Origin of the sequence: Pseudomonas atagonensis (assembly GCF_011369485.1) — a bacterium.
GTDB classification, from domain to species: domain Bacteria; phylum Pseudomonadota; class Gammaproteobacteria; order Pseudomonadales; family Pseudomonadaceae; genus Aquipseudomonas; species Aquipseudomonas atagonensis.
Genome location: NZ_VXCA01000004.1, coordinates 256,992 through 272,814, shown reverse-complemented (window position 1 = coordinate 272,814; position 15,823 = coordinate 256,992). Strand labels below are relative to the sequence as shown.

General features: G+C 59.7%; 14 protein-coding genes. 8 read left to right on the top strand and 6 right to left on the bottom strand.

What is annotated here, in order from left to right; genetic code table 11:
- On the bottom strand, nucleotides 1–319 hold a 319-nt coding region (locus tag F2P67_RS04065; protein ID WP_166217618.1), incomplete at its 3' end, for a general secretion pathway protein GspC.
- Nucleotides 320–452: 133 nt separating this feature from the next.
- Here F2P67_RS04065 and F2P67_RS04060 point away from each other — a divergent pair.
- Both F2P67_RS04060 and F2P67_RS04055 read left to right on the top strand, forming a co-directional pair.
- Nucleotides 453–905, top strand: a complete 453-nt coding sequence (locus tag F2P67_RS04060) for a GspH/FimT family pseudopilin (protein WP_166217615.1) — start codon at nucleotides 453–455, stop codon at nucleotides 903–905.
- On the top strand, nucleotides 902–1,510 hold the full coding sequence (locus tag F2P67_RS04055; protein WP_166217613.1) for a prepilin-type N-terminal cleavage/methylation domain-containing protein: 609 nt from the start codon (nucleotides 902–904) through the stop codon (nucleotides 1,508–1,510). Before F2P67_RS04060 ends, F2P67_RS04055 begins: the two co-directional genes overlap by 4 nt.
- A gap of 880 nt (nucleotides 1,511–2,390) precedes the next feature.
- Here F2P67_RS04055 and F2P67_RS04050 read toward each other — a convergent pair.
- From F2P67_RS04050 to F2P67_RS04040, 3 genes are read right to left on the bottom strand one after another with little or no spacing between them, the layout of a single operon-like run.
- On the bottom strand, nucleotides 2,391–3,329 hold the full coding sequence (locus F2P67_RS04050) for a FecR family protein (RefSeq protein ID WP_166217610.1): 939 nt from the start codon (nucleotides 3,327–3,329) through the stop codon (nucleotides 2,391–2,393).
- A 32-nt stretch (nucleotides 3,330–3,361) separates the two neighbouring features.
- A complete protein-coding gene (locus F2P67_RS04045; protein WP_027613107.1) occupies nucleotides 3,362–3,913 on the bottom strand; it encodes an RNA polymerase sigma factor in 552 nt (183 codons plus the stop codon).
- Nucleotides 3,910–4,575: a secretin and TonB N-terminal domain-containing protein gene (locus F2P67_RS04040; protein WP_343045126.1), complete on the bottom strand. Its 666-nt coding sequence runs from the start codon at nucleotides 4,573–4,575 to the stop codon at nucleotides 3,910–3,912. The genes F2P67_RS04045 and F2P67_RS04040 overlap by 4 nt, the downstream gene beginning before the upstream one ends.
- Before the next feature lie 207 nt (nucleotides 4,576–4,782).
- Between F2P67_RS04040 and F2P67_RS04035 the strand changes: the two genes are divergently transcribed.
- Entirely contained in the window at nucleotides 4,783–5,097 is a 315-nt protein-coding gene (locus F2P67_RS04035) for a hypothetical protein (protein WP_166217604.1), read from the top strand.
- Nucleotides 5,098–5,214: 117 nt separating this feature from the next.
- On the opposite strand, the gene F2P67_RS04030 is transcribed toward F2P67_RS04035, so the two are convergent.
- Complete coding sequence (locus tag F2P67_RS04030) at nucleotides 5,215–5,658, bottom strand: carboxymuconolactone decarboxylase family protein (RefSeq protein ID WP_166217601.1); 444 nt, start codon at nucleotides 5,656–5,658, stop codon at nucleotides 5,215–5,217.
- Nucleotides 5,659–5,969: 311 nt separating this feature from the next.
- Between F2P67_RS04030 and pdxR the strand changes: the two genes are divergently transcribed.
- The 5 genes from pdxR (at nucleotide 5,970) to F2P67_RS04005 (ending at nucleotide 10,864) form a co-directional block, all read left to right on the top strand.
- Complete coding sequence (gene pdxR, locus F2P67_RS04025) at nucleotides 5,970–7,403, top strand: MocR-like pyridoxine biosynthesis transcription factor PdxR (protein WP_166217599.1); 1,434 nt, start codon at nucleotides 5,970–5,972, stop codon at nucleotides 7,401–7,403.
- 123 nt (nucleotides 7,404–7,526) lie between these two features.
- Entirely contained in the window at nucleotides 7,527–7,820 is a 294-nt protein-coding gene (locus F2P67_RS04020; RefSeq protein ID WP_166217596.1) for a putative quinol monooxygenase, read from the top strand.
- A gap of 228 nt (nucleotides 7,821–8,048) precedes the next feature.
- The gene (locus F2P67_RS04015; protein WP_166217593.1) at nucleotides 8,049–8,453 is read left to right on the top strand and encodes a cupin domain-containing protein; all 405 of its coding nucleotides are present in this window, start codon (nucleotides 8,049–8,051) and stop codon (nucleotides 8,451–8,453) included.
- Nucleotides 8,454–8,682: 229 nt separating this feature from the next.
- Complete coding sequence (locus tag F2P67_RS04010; protein WP_166217591.1) at nucleotides 8,683–9,384, top strand: ATPase; 702 nt, start codon at nucleotides 8,683–8,685, stop codon at nucleotides 9,382–9,384.
- 193 nt (nucleotides 9,385–9,577) lie between these two features.
- Nucleotides 9,578–10,864, top strand: coding sequence for a hypothetical protein (locus F2P67_RS04005; protein ID WP_166217589.1), 1,287 nt, complete (start codon nucleotides 9,578–9,580; stop codon nucleotides 10,862–10,864).
- Nucleotides 10,865–10,913: 49 nt separating this feature from the next.
- Here the strand turns inward: F2P67_RS04005 and F2P67_RS04000 are convergent, their stop codons facing one another.
- On the bottom strand, nucleotides 10,914–15,809 hold the full coding sequence (locus F2P67_RS04000) for an NAD-glutamate dehydrogenase (RefSeq protein WP_166217586.1): 4,896 nt from the start codon (nucleotides 15,807–15,809) through the stop codon (nucleotides 10,914–10,916).
- Between the last annotated feature and the right edge of the window lie 14 nt (nucleotides 15,810–15,823).

The window sequence follows — 15,823 nt, the reverse complement described above, 5'->3', positions numbered from 1 at the left end:
ACTTCACCCCAGGACTCACCCGTTCCCCCTGCAAAAAACTCCTCGGCGGCCCGTCGTTCAAACTCAAAATCGCCACCGCCCCGCGACTCCCCGCCATCACCCCGCTGACCTTGATCTCCACCGGCGCCGTGCGATTGGAAAACCACTGCAACGCCGGGTTATCGCTACGTGCCGCGAGCAGTTGCGGCGTAGCCGCCGGGGTGTGGGATTCGGCGGTGGTCAGGAGCAGGGATGACCAGGTGGCGATGCCGACCAGGGCGGCCAGCAGTGCGGCGGCCTGGATGATTTGGGGGGGTGAAAAGCGTGCGGTGTATCTCATGGGCTGAATCTCCTTTTAGTCCCGGTGACCAGACTACGCGGCAATTCTCACGGTTTTATTTCACACGCCTTACATGTTGGCCGTGCAGGATGGTTTTTTGGGACGGGGCTGGACGCAAGGGAGTGCGCATTCGATGAACCGGTGCAGGCAGCAGGGTTTTACGCTGATCGAGTTGATGGTGGTGCTGGTGATCATCGGCATCGCCAGTGCGGCAATCAGTCTGAGTATCAAGCCCGATCCGTTGCAGTTGCTGCGCAAGGACGTCGAGCGCGTGGCTCAGTTGCTGCAGATTGCTCAGGCCGAGGCCCGCGCGGATGGCCGGCCGATTGCGTGGTTGAGCGATGGCAAGGGGTTTCGATTCAGTCGGCGTAGTGACAGTGGCAAGGGTTTTGATCATTTTGATCGGGACCCGCAGTTGCGGCCGCGTCCCTGGCAGAGTCCGAAGCTGGAGGTGCGGGTGGAGCCGAAGCAGAAAGTGGTGCTCAACGCGGAGTGGATCAATCCACCGCTGCAGTTGACGCTGTCTGACGGGCTCAATCGGTTGAGTGTGCTGCGCGATGCTTCGGGCCGGATTAGCGTGCAATGAACAGACAACAAGGTTTTACGCTGATCGAGGTGATGGTCGCGATTCTGTTGATGGCGGTGGTCAGTCTGATTGCCTGGAAGGGGCTGGACAGTGTCACCCGCGCCGACAGCCATTTGCAGGCCAGTGGTGAGCAGAGCGACAGCCTGTTGCGGGCGCTGAATCAGATGCAGCGGGATGTGGATATGCGTGCGGGGATTGAGTTGACTGAGCCGAAGAAGGTGGGGGTGGATGATGAGCCGCCCACTGCACCGCCCGCCCTTACTGTGCGTAGTAGCGACAGTCAGGGATTTCGGCTGGACATCATTCGAACGGCGGCGGATCAACCGGGCGCTTTGCAGCGGGTGCGTTGGTGGGTCAAGGGTGACACGTTGTATCGGGCGGTGGCGGCGGCGCGGAGTCGATACCCGTTGCCGGCGCCGACGGGTGGGGTGGCGGTTTTGGGTGAGGTCAGTGATTTGCAGGTGCGGGTTTGGGAGGTGGATAAGGGTTGGCGGCAGTTGAGTGGGAATCGGCGGGAGGATCCGTTGGGGTTGGAGATTCGGTTGACTCGGCAGACGCCGCAGGGGGAGGAGAAATATCGGCAGGTAATCGGGCCGTTGAACTGACACTGTTGCACATCTGCTCCTCTTGGATTGGGTACAACTGGTGGAGATTGATCGGCTGGGGGGCCGCTTTCGGGAGCAAGCCCCCTCCCACAGTTGAATTGGATGCAGGCCGTTGGAGATTGGTCGGCTGGCAGGGCGCCTTCGGGAGCAAGCCCCCTCCCACAGTTGGATTGGATGCAGGCCGTTGGAGATTGGTCGGCTGTCAGGCCGCCTTCGGGAGCAAGCCCCCTCCCACAGTTGGATTCCGTACACCCGTCAGAGATTGGTCGGCTGTCAGGCCGCTTTCGGGAGCAAGCCCCCTCCCACAGATTGAATCCAGTACACCTGCCAGAGATTGGTCGGCTGCCAGGCCGCCTTCGGGAGCAAGCCCCCTCCCACAGTTTGAATCCAGTACACCGCCAGAGATTGGTCGGCTGTCAGGCCGCCTTCGGGAGCAAGCCCCCTCCCACAGTTTGAATCCGGTGCACCAGCCAGAGACTGGTCGGCTGTCAGGCCGCCATCGCTCACCAGAAAATGACTACACCCCGATCGCGGCGCATGCCGCCCCACTCAACACAATGAGCGTTAGCTCGAGTACCGCTCTTGATCTTGATCTCGGAGCCCGTCGGAAGGCTGAGCGGAGGGATTGATCCGGGGGTGGGAGCGCAGCGACCGTGCGGCGCAGCCGCATGCATCGAGAGGAGGTGCAGCGAAGCAAACCGTAGGCGATGCGCCCGGATCGATCCCGGAGCGAAGGAACCCTGAGCCTAAGCGAGGGGCCGTACGTAGGGGCAAAGCCTTTTGGGTTACCTTTTCGGCGTCTGGAAAAGGTGACTCGCCGTAAGGGCGAAACCCTAAGTGGCCGTGACCGCAGCAACGGATATGTACCCAGTCAAACCCACTAGCTCAAAACAACGACGCCACCCGGCAACTCGGTGCATTTAACGCCGTACGCATCGCGAATCAGCGCCCCAACCCCAGCCAGTTGATCGAGCGAAAACCGCGCCTGCACCCGACGCTGCCCAAGCTCACGGTTAAGCAGCAACAACATCCCCGGCCGATAGCGGTTGATCTCGTCGATCATCTGGCTCAGCGTCGCGCCGTTAAATACCAACACCTGTTGCCGCCAGTTCATCACCGCCGCCGTGTCGACGCTCTGCACGCTGCCGACCCGGGCCGCGTCGTAGGTCAATTGCTGCCCCGGTTCCAGGCGCAGACTACGTCCCTCGACGCTCACTTCCACCGCGCCATCGAGGCACGTCACGCAGACTTGCTGATCGGTATTACGCAAATTGAAACGCGCCTGACTGGCCCGCAACCACCCGCCCCCCGCCTGCATCGCCAGCGGTAACCGAGCGGTCTGCACTTCAACCTCGCCGCTGACCAGTTCAAAGCCCTGCACGCCGTCATCCACCGAGCGCTGATTGATCCGCGTCTGCGTGTTCAGCTCCAGGCTCACGCCCTGCACCGGTTCAACGCGTCGCTGCTGGCCGACTTCCGTGATGTAATCGGCGCCCAGGCCTTCGAAGCCACCGGGGATCGTCCCGCGCACCAGCAAAAACGCTGCCGATGCGGCGATGGCGCCACCGAGAAACGCTCGCCGACCATACCCGCGCGGTGCCTGCAGGCCTTCGGCGGCGGGGCGCAGGTTGTGCCACAACGCCTTCGTCTCTTCGAACGCCCGGGCATGTTCGGCGCTTTGGGCGCACCACTCGCGCAGTGCGCGGGCATCGGCCACGGTGGCGCGCCCCGAGGTCAGCAGGATCAACCAGTCGCGGGCTTCGCTGTGCAGTCGTTCGGCGGCCGTTGGCTCGGCAGGTGTCAGTCGAAAGATGTTCAAACGCGCAGATTCTCAACGGATTAATCGGGTCACTATTCAGAAGACGGTTTTCCGGCCCCGCGACCGAACCGCTGAAACACTTTTCTTTCCAGTTTCGCTGCACAGAAGCCCAATGCGGCTTTGATCTCCTTCTCGACCATGCGTGTGGAAATGCCGAAGCGCTGGGAAATTTCCAGGTGCGGCGCCTCTTCCAGACGCGCCGCGATGAAGATCCTGCGACGTCGCGCCGGCAGTTCATAGAGGGCACTGAGCAGCGACTGAATTTCCTTTTGCCCGCCAACTACCCGCGCCGGATCGAGTGCTTCGTCGCCTATTTGCAGCAATTCTTCGACTTCTTCGCCGGTGAGCAGGCGCGCATCGGCCTGACGACGGTCGGCGGCGATGTTCAGGGCCATGCGATAGAGGTAGGCGTTGGGCCGCAAAAGGTTCGGCGGCGTTTCCATGCGGTCGACCCGCAGGTAGGTTTCGTGCAGCACGTCGTTGGCCAGATCTTCCGAACCGAGACGCCTGCGCAGGCGCACCCGAAAGTCCTCGTAGGACGTCAGGAACAGTTGGACCATCGAACCTTGTCCGGTGTCTTTCATCCCCCGGAAACTCCTTCCCATTGTGTGCATTCCATGCGTTTTCCTGACGACTCCGGTAACAGCAGCAAGGTGACGGGCTGGCGCAAGGCACTGGGCGTTGGCCGGTCGATTCTGAGCGTGCGAAAGCTTTCCACCAGCGCGTTGTCGCGCCGTACATCACCGGTCGATGTGACCAACCGGTTGTGCTGCACCACCCCATCGCGGCCGACCCACACCTGCAACACCGCGCGATAACTGCCGGGCCGGGTCAGCGGCGAGCGGCACAGGTTGCGTTCGATGGCCGCTTGCACGGCGGTCGCGTAGTTGCGGTTGACCGCGACAGACGCTGGCGTCGGTTTATCCAGTACGGCGGGCATGTCCTCGACCTGCGCCACTTGCAAGGTGAACGCATCGTCGCGGGCATAACGCGCCATCAAACCGCTGCCGCCGAGCAAACGCCGCAGGGCATCGGCGGCGGTGTATTCGCCATCCACCGCCAGTGAGCGCCTGCCGCGACTCAACTGACTGTCGACCAGCACCGCCACGCCGGTGGCGCGGCTGTATTGATCCAGCGCCCGGGCCAGATCCTGCGCCGGGATGTGCAGGGTCATGCGCAAGTCCGCCGGCACCGATGCCGCCACGCCGTTGCCCGCCGCCAGCCCAAGCAGCAGCCCCAGACAAATCCGGCGCACAAGAGTCTTTGAACGCTGAAAATCATCCCTGGAACGGCCTCGTCGCACGGCTGACGTATCCCTGAAAATCGTCATCCTGAGGGCTGTTTATGAATCTGGTGTGACGGCCGGTGCAAAAAAACCATCACGGGAATTGCGCCGGGCTTGCACTAGACTCAAGCACCAGAGCGGCCCACTCGGGCCGGCCAGGAGGCGCACATGCACACACTGTGGAAAATCACCCTCGCCGGGCTGTTGCTGACGGCGCTGCCGAGCGCTTTTGCCGAGCAACCGCTGGGCTGCGTGGAAGTGACGGTCGGTGGCTACAAGGCGCCGAATTACGATTGCCTGAGCCAGCAGATGGGCAACAACCCCGACGGCGCGGCGGCCGCGCAAAAGAATCAGGAAGCGCTGAACGTGCCGGTCAACAAGCGCCCGCCGAATCAGGTGGGGCTGGCGACGCCGGCGGCTACCGCAACGCGGATGGGCAACACGTTTGGTACGTCGGTGAAGCCGCAGCGCCCACCAAACTAGCTTTCACCTGATCATTCCCACGCTCCCGCGTGGGAATGCAGCCCGTGACGCTCCGCGTCACTGGACGCGGAGCGTCCCCAGAGGCATTCCCACGCAGAGCGTGGGAACGATCATCAACTAGTGATCACTGGGGATCTGGCGGAAACTCACCGCCAACCGATTCCAGCTGTTGATGGTGCTGACGGCCATGGTCAGGTCGACCAGTTCGCCCTCGCTGAACTGCTCGCGCGCCTGCTGGTAAACGTCATCGGGCACACGGCTCTCTGCCAACAGCGTCACTGCTTCTGCCCAGGCCAGACCGGCACGCTCGCGCGGGTTGAAGAAATTGCTGTCGCGCCACACCGCAACCGCATACAGGCGCCGATCAGTCTCCCCGGCCCGGCGCGCATCCACCGAATGCATGTCGGTGCAAAACGCGCAGCCATTGAGCTGCGAGGCGCGGATCCGGATCAACTGCAGCAGCGGCTGCTCGATGCTCAGGTTGCCGGTCAGCGCCTCCATGGCAATCATCGCTTTCATCGCTTTGGGCGACGCGCTGTAGTAATCCAGACGTGGGGACATGGGCTAGTCTCGGTAGACGGAATAATGAGTTCACCGTAAACGCCGACAGCAACGCATTACAGCCCCAATCCCACGAAAAACCGCTACACCACTGAACCAACGACATACACCGAACCTGTGGCAGCTGGCTTGCTCGCGAAGGCGTCAGACCTGCCAGCATCAATGGTGAATGACACACCGCATTCGCGAGCAAGCCCGCTCCCACAGTGGATTGAGGCCAATTTCGGGTTTTTCGGGTAGGCAACTACTGCCAAATGCCCAACAGCGGTAATCTGGCCGACACCCCAATCGCCCCCCGGAGCCTCGTCGGTATGGAACTTCATGTCGTGATCAACGGCCGCAAGGATCTCGCCGGTCAGTTGTATCAGCAACTGCGCGGTGCCATTGAATCCGGGCGTCTGGCCGCTGGTACGCAGTTACCGCCCAGCCGCTTGCTCGCCGAGCAACTGGGGATTTCGCGCAAGACCATTTCCGACACCTACGCGCAGCTGACTTACGAAAACTTCCTCACCGGCGTGATTGGCAAAGGCACCTACGTCAATGCGCGCCCGGCGCAGATCCAGCGCAAGCAAAGCCACAGCGAACTGGCCGGCGCCGAAGTGATCGAGAGCTGGCGCAACCTGCCGGTGTTTCTTCGTCATCCGACGCTCGAGGGTTCGCTGCGGTACGACTTCATCGGCGGCGCCACCAGCAAGGGCCAGTTCCCGCAGGATGACTGGCGCCGCTGCGTCGCTCATGCCATGCGGCAGATGGCGACGTCCAAGGGTTTTTACAGCTTGCCCGAGGGCTTGCCGGCGCTGCGCAATGCGATTGCCCGACACATCGCGTTTTCCCGTGGGGTGAACTGCCAGGACGAAGACATCGTCGTGTGCAACGGCGCGCAGCAGGCGCTGGACCTGATCACCCGCGTGTTGATCCGCCCCGGCAGTCTGGTGGCGATGGAAGACCCGGGCTACCCTCCGGCGCGCCTGCTGTTCGGCACGCACGGCGCCGAGGTGGTTGGCATTCCGGTGGATGCCGAAGGCATTCAGGTCGAACACATTCCCGAGGGCACGCGGCTGATTTACGTCACGCCGTCGCACCAGTTTCCGCTGGGCATGCCGATGAGTCAGGCGCGCCGCGAAGCCTTGCTGGCCCGCGCCCACGTACTCGGCGCGATCATCATCGAGGACGACTACGACAGTGAGTTCCGTTACGAAGGCCGGCCCACTGACTCGCTTTTCAACCTCGATCAGCGCGGCATCGTCGCCTACGTCGGCACCTTCTCGAAAACCCTGCTGCCGGAGTTGCGTCTGGGTTATGCAATTCTGCCGCCGGCGATTCTTGAAGCGGTAATCCGCGCCAAGCAGCTCACCGATCTGCACGCCTCGACGCTGCCGCAATGGGCCTTGGCCAAGTTCATCGCCGAGGGCTGCCTGCTCAAGCACATCCGCCGCTGTCACACTATTTATGCCCAGCGCCGCGAGCGGATTCTGGCGCGCATGGCCAGCGACCTTGCGCCGTGGCTGGAGGCCGTTGCGCCCAGCGCGGGGTTTCACATGGCGGTGTTCTGCAAAGTGCCGATTGACCTGGCGCTGGTAATCGAGCTGGCGAAAAAGGTCGAAGTCGGTCTGTACGCGATCAACGGTTTCTATTATCAGCAGCCGCCGAAAAACGGCCTGTACTTCGGTTTTGGTGCCATCGAAACCCTCGACATCGATATCGCACTGGATCGCCTGCGCGACATCCTGCAACAGGTCGCGTGAGAGATTGGACTAAACGATTAACCGCCGATTGGTTATTGGTGATCCGCAGGTGCAGGCCTATTCTGCACAGGCGTTATCCCTCAATGAGCAGGATTCGTCCGGCCTGATTCAGGAGTGTGAGCAATGTCCAACGAAGTGATCAACACCGTACAGGTGCAAGCGGCTGCCGGCCGTTCGGAAGAGCTGGGCAAGCAGTTGCAGAAGATCGTCGAAACCTTGCGTGAAACCCCGGGCTGCGATTCCTACATGGTCGACCGCTGCCCGGACGACAGCCACCGCTGGACAGTCAGCGCACGCTGGCAGTCGGAAGCGGCGATGCAGGCGCACTTCAACCGCCCTGAAGCGCAGGGCTTTATCGACCTGATCGATAGCCGCCTGGCCAATAGCGTCGACTTCAACAGCTTCCCCATCGTCTGACCCACCGCCTTCGCGAGCAAGCCCGCTCCCACAGATACTTGTGTTGCTCACAAATTTTGCGAGCAACCCATACCCGTGTGGGAGCGGGCTTGCTCGCGAAGGCTTACTTGGCCACACCACTTGACGCCCTGCCAATTGGTCACCTGATCTTCCCGAATATTGGCCGTTTGAATGCCCTGCCCTGCGGATTACTGTGATTGCACCCCCACCCCTCACAGGTAACCCGCCATGAAACGCCTGCCCTTGCTCGCCTCTGCCCTCGCCCTGAACCTTTGCGCCTCGGCTGCCTTCGCCCACGACCCTTCCGAAAAAATCACCGTGCTGCAAGACCAGATGCTGAAAAATGCCCCGGGCAAGAAAGCCATGATGATCGAAGTCGACTACAAACCCGGCCAGTCCTCCATCGCGCACAAACACGACGGCACCGCCATGGCCTACGTGCTGGAAGGCGAAGTGACGTCTCAGGTCAAAGGCGAACAGGCGATCACCTACAAGAAAGGTCAGTTCTGGTACGAACCGGCGGGTTCGGAACATCTGGTGTCGAAAAACGCCAGTCAAACCCAGCCGGCCAAGTTGTTGGTTTTCATGGTGCTGGCGCCGGACGAACAAGTATTGATCCCCCTGAAAAACTGATCGCTGCCAATCCAGCCATAAATAAAAAGGCGCAAATCAATGATTCGCGCCTTTTTATGTCTTGCCGCAATTAACCGATTTCGTTTACTGCAAATAAAACTATCCAATGTCAAATAACCCGTTCAATGGACAGCTTGCTAACAGCTTGGCGGGTTTAGTCTGAGTTAACGGCCGGCTGCAACCGGCGTTTATAACTTTCCGACTGAAGTTGTTGCACGGGAGAAACACCATGAAACTTGCGTTAGCCAGTCTGTTGGCGGTCTCGGTTTTAGCCCTCTCCGCCTGCTCGGTCCCCACCGCTCCGAAAGCCGTCTCCTCCCTCGACACCCTGCTCCCCCATCCAACCGGTCGCAGCAGCGCGACACAGGTAAAAAGCGGCCCAGGCGTATCTCTCGGGATTGTCTACAGCCCAAGCACCCAGACCAACCGCGAATACCTGCGTGACTACCAGAGCAACGCCGGCACCGGTTTCGGCCAGAGCCTGCTGGTGCAGCCGATCCATGACGCCTACGTCGCCACGTCAAAACCGGACATGGCGGTGGAATGGGTCAACGCGTCCCTGCAACGCCAATTCGGTTCAGTGACGGTCTATCCGGACATGCAAAGCCTGCGTGCCGCCAAGCCTGATGTGACGGCCATCGTCGACACCCACAGCCAGTTGATCACCTCTCGCAGCTCCGATATCAAGGCAGACGTCAGCGCCGATTTTTATGATGCACAGCTCAACTACATCGGCACGGCGAAAGGTTCGGAGGCACGGGAACTGACGCCAGTCTGGGCGGACTTCAAACGTTCGGAAGAGATTGTCGCGGATATCAATCAACAACAGGATGTACAAATACGGGCACTGCAGAAGTTTGACCAGTCGCTCAGTCATTTACTGGTAAGGCCTGCGGATAAAATCTCGATGCTCGAAAACCTGCCGTATTGAAAAGTACCTTCCGAAGAGCTGCCGCATAGTACTGTTCGGCATGGCTTGCTTGATTCTCCCCTTACGTCAACTGTCATATCTGACAGTTGACGTTTCTTTTGCCGAGCGCTATCCATCACAGCAACTCAAAGGCATGAATTTCTGAGGTCGCTATTGAGGATTACCCCTCCTATACCACCCGGGAATTTGAAAAATGCGGAAAAAATCTTCCTCAACCAAGAATAAAACCCTCCCTTCCGGCAGCCTCGACTCCAAATTTGGCAACCTAGGAAAAGCATATCCTCCGGGCACTGAAAATACTTTTGGGCATGCCAATGGTGTTTGGGTCAATGAGCTCGGAACGCTGTTTATTTGCGGAAGACTCGACACCGACTACTTCGTCGCCGGCCTGAAAAAAGATGGAACACCTTACCTGACGCTCAACAAAACCGGGCTCATCAAAGACAATTTTGGAAGCGGCTTGTTTTCAGTAATGAAAGACATCTCGCTTACGCCTGGCGGTGAAATCCTGGTATCGGGCTTATTCCTGGAAACAGAATATATTCACCATCATGCATTTGCACTGTACCGCCAGAATGGCGTTCGAATTAAAACTTTCGGCAACAAAGGAAAAGTGACTGTTCCTGCACTTGAAAACCGAAGACTGGTTAACAACACACCAATTACTACATTCCTGCAAGACGGAAAGATTCTCGTAAGCTCCACCCAAATCGTACGGAACGGGCCCAGTACGGGAGTGCTTTATCGCTTGAACAAGGATGGATCGCGGGACGAAACCTTCTGCAGCCCGCAAGGCTACCTGGATCTGGATTACAACGGTTTGCCCATCGCGGTTTATGAAACGAAGCTTCAACAGGACGGAAAAATACTCTTTGCAGGTTCAATCTATATAAATGGAGACCAACACGGTTTTGTAGCTCGATACCGTAACGACTTCACTCCCGATACAGACTTTGGCAACGATGGCTTTTACATAATCAAGGGTCTTGATACGTTCAACCAGTTATTGAAAATACAAATACAAGACGATGGAAAAATACTCGCCGTCGGCACATGGGGCGACGCGAACAAAAGCACCTCCGGAGTATTGCTTAGACTTACCGACGCCGGGGTTCTGGATGATCAGTTCAACGAGGGAAAGTTGCTGACAACACAACTGGACGGAAACAAAAGCGGCCTCCAGTTCACCAGCGTGGCGTGTATGCCCGACCAAAGCATCATCGTGCAGGGGAATACTCTGGGCGGTGAAGAAGCTGACGTCATCGTCGCCAGGTATTTGCCAAACGGATCATTGGATCTTTCGTTTGGTGAGCCGAAAGGCCCGAAAGGTTACGTCCGCACCAAAATCGGCTCGTCGGTGGATGTCGGACATGCGATGGTTTTATGGACGCTGGGCGAGCGAATTATTGTGGTTGGCGCGTGGTCCATCGATGGCACCGCTGGGGGACTTCGATCGTTCGCCCTGCGCTATTTGAATTGAGCAAAAAAAAACCGCCTCTTGCGAGGCGGTTTTCTCATTCAGCCACTACTCAAGCCAATTCAAGCTCGGCATTCGCAGTCACCGCAGGCACGACTGCTTGCCCGCTCAGTGCGAGGTCAAGCAGTTCACGGTTGGCTACCGCGTACATGGCGTAGTCCGTACCGCTCGCCGCACGGATTTCCACCAGCATGGCGCGCCAGCGCTCGATCATGCTTTCGTGCTGCGCCATCCACAGCGCCAGGCGTTCTTCAACGTCCTGAGTGCCGTCGCCCTGTTGCAGGACGGAGATGGTGATCGCGCGTTGCTGCCAGTCCACATCATCGCGGAACGCTTCACGAGCCAGGGCCTGCCAGTTGTTTTCAACCGGCAGTGCGCTGATCTGTTGCAGGTACCAGGTGATGTCCAGCGCACTGCCCACAGCGAAGTAGGCCTTGGCCACTTCGGCAGGGTTCTGGCCAGTCACGTCGGACGCTTCGATGATCGGCAGCAGCGTGTACAGGTGCGAGGTGCCCGCCACCATACGCGCCAACAGTTCCGGCACACCGGCTTCGACGTACGCCTGATAACGCGACTGCCAGTTCTCGCGGATTTCGCCGCTGAGCAGTTCATCGAGCTTCAGACCCAGCTCTTTCAGGTGCGGACCGAAATGCGCCGTATCACGGGCAGCGTTCTGCTCGTTACGACGTGCACGCAGGAACCAGCGCGTGGCACGACGACCCAGACGCATCAGCTCGTCCATCAGCTCCAGCTGCACGTCAGCGGAAACCTGATAATCCAGCGCTTCGATCTGACGGAACCAGTGCGGGAGGTGGAAGATGTCGCGCACGATCACATAAGCGCCCGCTACGTTCGCCGGGCTCATACCGGTCGACTCTTTGAGTCGTTGAACGAAGGTGATGCCCATGTGGTTGACCAGGTCGTTGGCGATCTGGGTGCTGACGATCTCGCGCTTCAGACGGTGACGACGCATGGCTTCGGAGAACTTGCTGACCAGGGTCGGCGGGAACGCCGTTTCCATGTCGCGGGTCAGATAATCGTCGTCCGGCACCAGGGAGCCCAACAGCTGCTCCTTGAGGTCGATCTTGCTGTACGAAATCAGCACCGACAGCTCAGGACGCGTCAGGCCGTGGCCTTCAGCGATGCGCTCGTTGATCTGCTCTTCGGTCGGCAGGAACTCGATGGCACGGTCCAGCTTGCCACGGCCTTCCAGATCGCTCATCAGACGCTTGTATTCGGCGATGCGCGCATAAGCGCGACGGGCCGCCAGGGACAAAGCCTGAGTCTGCTTGTAGTTGTTGCCCAGCACCAGACCACCGACTTCGTCGGTCATGCTCGCCAGCAACTGGTTACGTTGCTTGTCGGTCATGTCGCCGGCCTGAACCACTTCGTTCAGCAGGATCTTGATGTTCACTTCGTGGTCGGAGCAGTCCACACCACCGGCGTTGTCGATGAAGTCGGTGTTGGAACCGCCGCCATTCAGACCAAATTCCACACGACCCAGTTGGGTCATGCCGAGGTTACCGCCCTCGCCCACGACTTTGCAGCGCAGTTCGTTGCCGTTCACGCGCAGTGCATCGTTGGCCTTGTCGCCCACGTCTGCATGGCTTTCGCTGCTGGCTTTGACGTAAGTACCGATACCGCCGTTCCACAACAGATCCACCGGTGCCTTGAGCAAGGCATTCAGCAGTTCGGTCGGGGTCAGCTTGTCAGCCTTGATGTCGAAGCGTTCCTGCATCTGCGGGGAGATTGCGATGCTCTTCGCGCTGCGCGAGAAGATGCCGCCACCTTCGGACATGATGCTGGTGTCGTAGTCGGTCCAGGCCGAACGCGGCAGGTCGAACATGCGCTGGCGCTCGACGAAACTGGTCGCCGGGTTCGGGTTCGGGTCGATGAAGATGTGCAGGTGGTTGAAGGCCGCGACCAGTTGCAGCTTGTCGGACATCAACAGGCCGTTACCGAACACGTCACCGGCCATGTCGCCGACGCCCACGACGGTGATGCTGTCTTCCTGAACATTGATGCCGCGCTCGCGGAAGTGACGTTGTACGCCAACCCACGCGCCCTTGGCGGTAATGCCCATTTTCTTGTGGTCGTAACCGGCCGAACCACCGGACGCAAACGCGTCACCCAGCCAGAAGCCGTAGTCGATAGCGATGCCGTTGGCGATGTCGGAGAAGGTTGCAGTGCCCTTGTCCGCTGCCACAACCAGGTACGGGTCATCGTCGTCATGACGCACGACATTAGCCGGCGGCACCAGTGCGCCGTCTTTCAGGTTGTCGGTGATGTCCAGCAGACCCGAAATGAAGATGCGGTAGCAGGCGATGCCTTCGGCCGCGATCTCGTCACGGCTGCCGCCCAGCGGCAGACGACGCGGCAGGAAGCCGCCCTTCGCACCCACTGGCACGATGACCGAGTTCTTCACTTGCTGGGCTTTAACCAGACCGAGGACTTCGGTGCGGAAGTCTTCTTCACGGTCAGACCAGCGCAGACCACCACGCGCAACATTGCCGAAGCGCAGGTGCACGCCTTCAACGCGTGGCGAGTAAACGAAGATTTCGAACTTCGGTACTGGCTTCGGCAGTTCAGGGATCGCGTGCGGGTTGAACTTGAAGCTGAAGTACGACTTGTTCTGGCCGTTGGCGTCAGTCTGATAGAAGTTGGTGCGCAGGGTGGCTTTGATCAGGTCGAGGTAACGACGCAGGATGCGGTCTTCGTTGAGCACCTGGACGTCGTCCAGTGCAGTCAGAATCGCTTGTTCCAGACGCAGTTGCTTGTCTTCCAGATCGTCTTCGCTGAGCTTGCGCGCCAGATAGAAACGGGTCTTGAACAACCGGGTCAGCTCGCGAGCGATGTCGGTGTGGTTGTTCAGGGTGCTGGCGATGTAACCCAGATCGAAGCCCAGACGAATCTGCTTCAGGTAACGCGCGTAAGCACGCAGCAGCGCAACGTCGCGCCAAGGCAGACCGGCGGTCAGCACCAGACGGTTGAACGCATCGTTTTCGGCGTCGCCGCGAACGATGTGGACGAAGGCGTCCTGCAGGGTGTCGTTGAGTTGCTGGATGTCGAGGTCCAGGCCTTCAGCGGCGGTGAACGCGAAGTCGTGTATCCAGAACTCGCGGCCATTGGTGTGACGCAGACGGTACGGGAACTCACCCAGCACGCGCAGGCCGAGGTTTTCCAGAATCGGCAGGACGTCGGACAGTGCCAGTGGAGTGTCGGCGTGGTACAGCTTGCAATGCAGCTCGCGCTGGCCGGAAACCTGGCCCAGCGGTTGATAGAAGCTCATCACCAGCGGATTTTTTTCGTTGAGGCTCAGCAGGTGCTGCATGTCGACCACGGCCGAATGCGCGGCGAAACGCTCGCGGTAACCGGCCGGGAAGCCTTTCGGGAAGTCAGCCAGCACGTTGGTGCCGTGGGCTTCGCCGAAGCTTTCGACGGTCAGTGCGGCGTAGTCGTCCTGCCAGCTGCGGCACGCTTGTACGACTTCTTTTTCCAGCAGCACCGGGTCGATGTCGAGACGGTTTTTCGGGTCGACACGCAGGATCAACTGCACGCGCGCCAGCACGGACTCGGAGAAGAACGTCCAGAATTCGCAGTCGGACGCCTTCAGGCGCTCCATCAGCACTTGCTGGATCTTCTGGCGAACTTCGGTGGAATAGATGTCGCGTGGCACGTAGGCCAGGCAGTAGCAGAAGCGACCGTACGGGTCTTTGCGCAGGAACACGCGGATCTTGTTGCGTTCCTGGATCTGCACGATCGACATCACGGTGCTGAACAGTTCGTCGACCGGGGTCTGGAACAGGTCGTCACGCGGCAGCACTTCGAGAACCTGCGCCAGTTCCTTGCCCAGGTGAGCCTTGGACTGGAAGCCGGAACGGCGTTCGATTTCTTCGACCTTGCGGCGGATGAACGGGATGACCCGCACGCTCTCGCCATACACCGAAGAGGTGTACAGGCCCATGAAACGGTGTTCCTTGATGACGTTGCCGTCGGCGTCGATTTCACGGATCGACACGTAGTCCGGGTAGGCCGGACGGTGTACACGGCTCGGGTGCGCAGCCTTGGCGAACGACAGCAGGGTCGGTTCGCGTAGGTAGTTCACCGCGTAGTCTTCGATGCGCAGGTCATCGTAGGTCAGGCCGGTGCGCAGCAGTTTGGTCAGGCCGAGGAAGGAGTTCTGGTCGTACTCGATGTGGCCGCCATCGGCCTGATCGGTGACCACGAACTCTTCGTAGCCGAGGAAGGTGAAGTGGTTGCCCACCAGCCATTCCAGAAAGCTTTTGATTTCGTTCTTTTCGTCGGCATCGACGGCGAAGGCGCTGTTGTCGAGTTTGGTGAGGATTTCCTGCACCTTGGCTTTCATCGGCTCGAAATCGGCGACCGCAACGCGGACTTCACCGAGAACCTGTTCCAGCTCTTTGCTCAGCACATTCAGTTCGGCCGCGTTGGCGCAGCGGTCGATTTCCAGGTACATCAGCGACTCATGCAGAACGCCTTCACCGGTGCTGCCCTTCGGCAGGATTTCCAGCAACTCGCCCTTGCTGCCACGACGCACGCTGAGCACGGTGGTTTGCAGGGTGTGGATGCTGTAGCCGCGACGGTTCAGTTCGGTGCGAACCGAGTCGACCAGGAATGGCAGGTCGTGGTGCAGGACTTCGACCGCGGTGTGGGTCGACTGCCAGCCATGACGTTCGTAATCGGGGTTGTAAACGCGCACTTGTGGTTGCGCATGATCGAAGCGCTCAAGCAGGCGCCACGCGGAAAGAGTACAGCCAGCGAGGTCGGAGAGGCGACGTTGAGTCAGCTCGTCCAGGGAAATGATGCCGAAGAATTGTTCAGCGAACAGCGCCACTTGTGGCAGTGCCTGTTCACTGATGTGCTGCGCCAGTGCCGCTTGCAGTTGGTGCTGGAAGTCGGCTTTGCTGGCTGCGGTGAAGAACGCCATCTGTGGTACTCCGC

Coding starts and splice junctions, on each gene's coding strand:
- F2P67_RS04030 (WP_166217601.1), bottom strand. CDS start 5,658: ATGTCCCCACGTCTGGATTACTACAGCGCGTCGCCCAAAGCGATGAAA.
- F2P67_RS04000 (WP_166217586.1), bottom strand. CDS start 15,809: ATGGCGTTCTTCACCGCAGCCAGCAAAGCCGACTTCCAGCACCAACTG.
- F2P67_RS04045 (WP_027613107.1), bottom strand. CDS start 3,913: ATGAAAGACACCGGACAAGGTTCGATGGTCCAACTGTTCCTGACGTCC.
- F2P67_RS04005 (WP_166217589.1), top strand. CDS start 9,578: ATGCGGAAAAAATCTTCCTCAACCAAGAATAAAACCCTCCCTTCCGGC.
- F2P67_RS04055 (WP_166217613.1), top strand. CDS start 902: ATGAACAGACAACAAGGTTTTACGCTGATCGAGGTGATGGTCGCGATT.
- pdxR (WP_166217599.1), top strand. CDS start 5,970: ATGGAACTTCATGTCGTGATCAACGGCCGCAAGGATCTCGCCGGTCAG.
- F2P67_RS04035 (WP_166217604.1), top strand. CDS start 4,783: ATGCACACACTGTGGAAAATCACCCTCGCCGGGCTGTTGCTGACGGCG.
- F2P67_RS04060 (WP_166217615.1), top strand. CDS start 453: ATGAACCGGTGCAGGCAGCAGGGTTTTACGCTGATCGAGTTGATGGTG.
- F2P67_RS04010 (WP_166217591.1), top strand. CDS start 8,683: ATGAAACTTGCGTTAGCCAGTCTGTTGGCGGTCTCGGTTTTAGCCCTC.
- F2P67_RS04020 (WP_166217596.1), top strand. CDS start 7,527: ATGTCCAACGAAGTGATCAACACCGTACAGGTGCAAGCGGCTGCCGGC.
- F2P67_RS04015 (WP_166217593.1), top strand. CDS start 8,049: ATGAAACGCCTGCCCTTGCTCGCCTCTGCCCTCGCCCTGAACCTTTGC.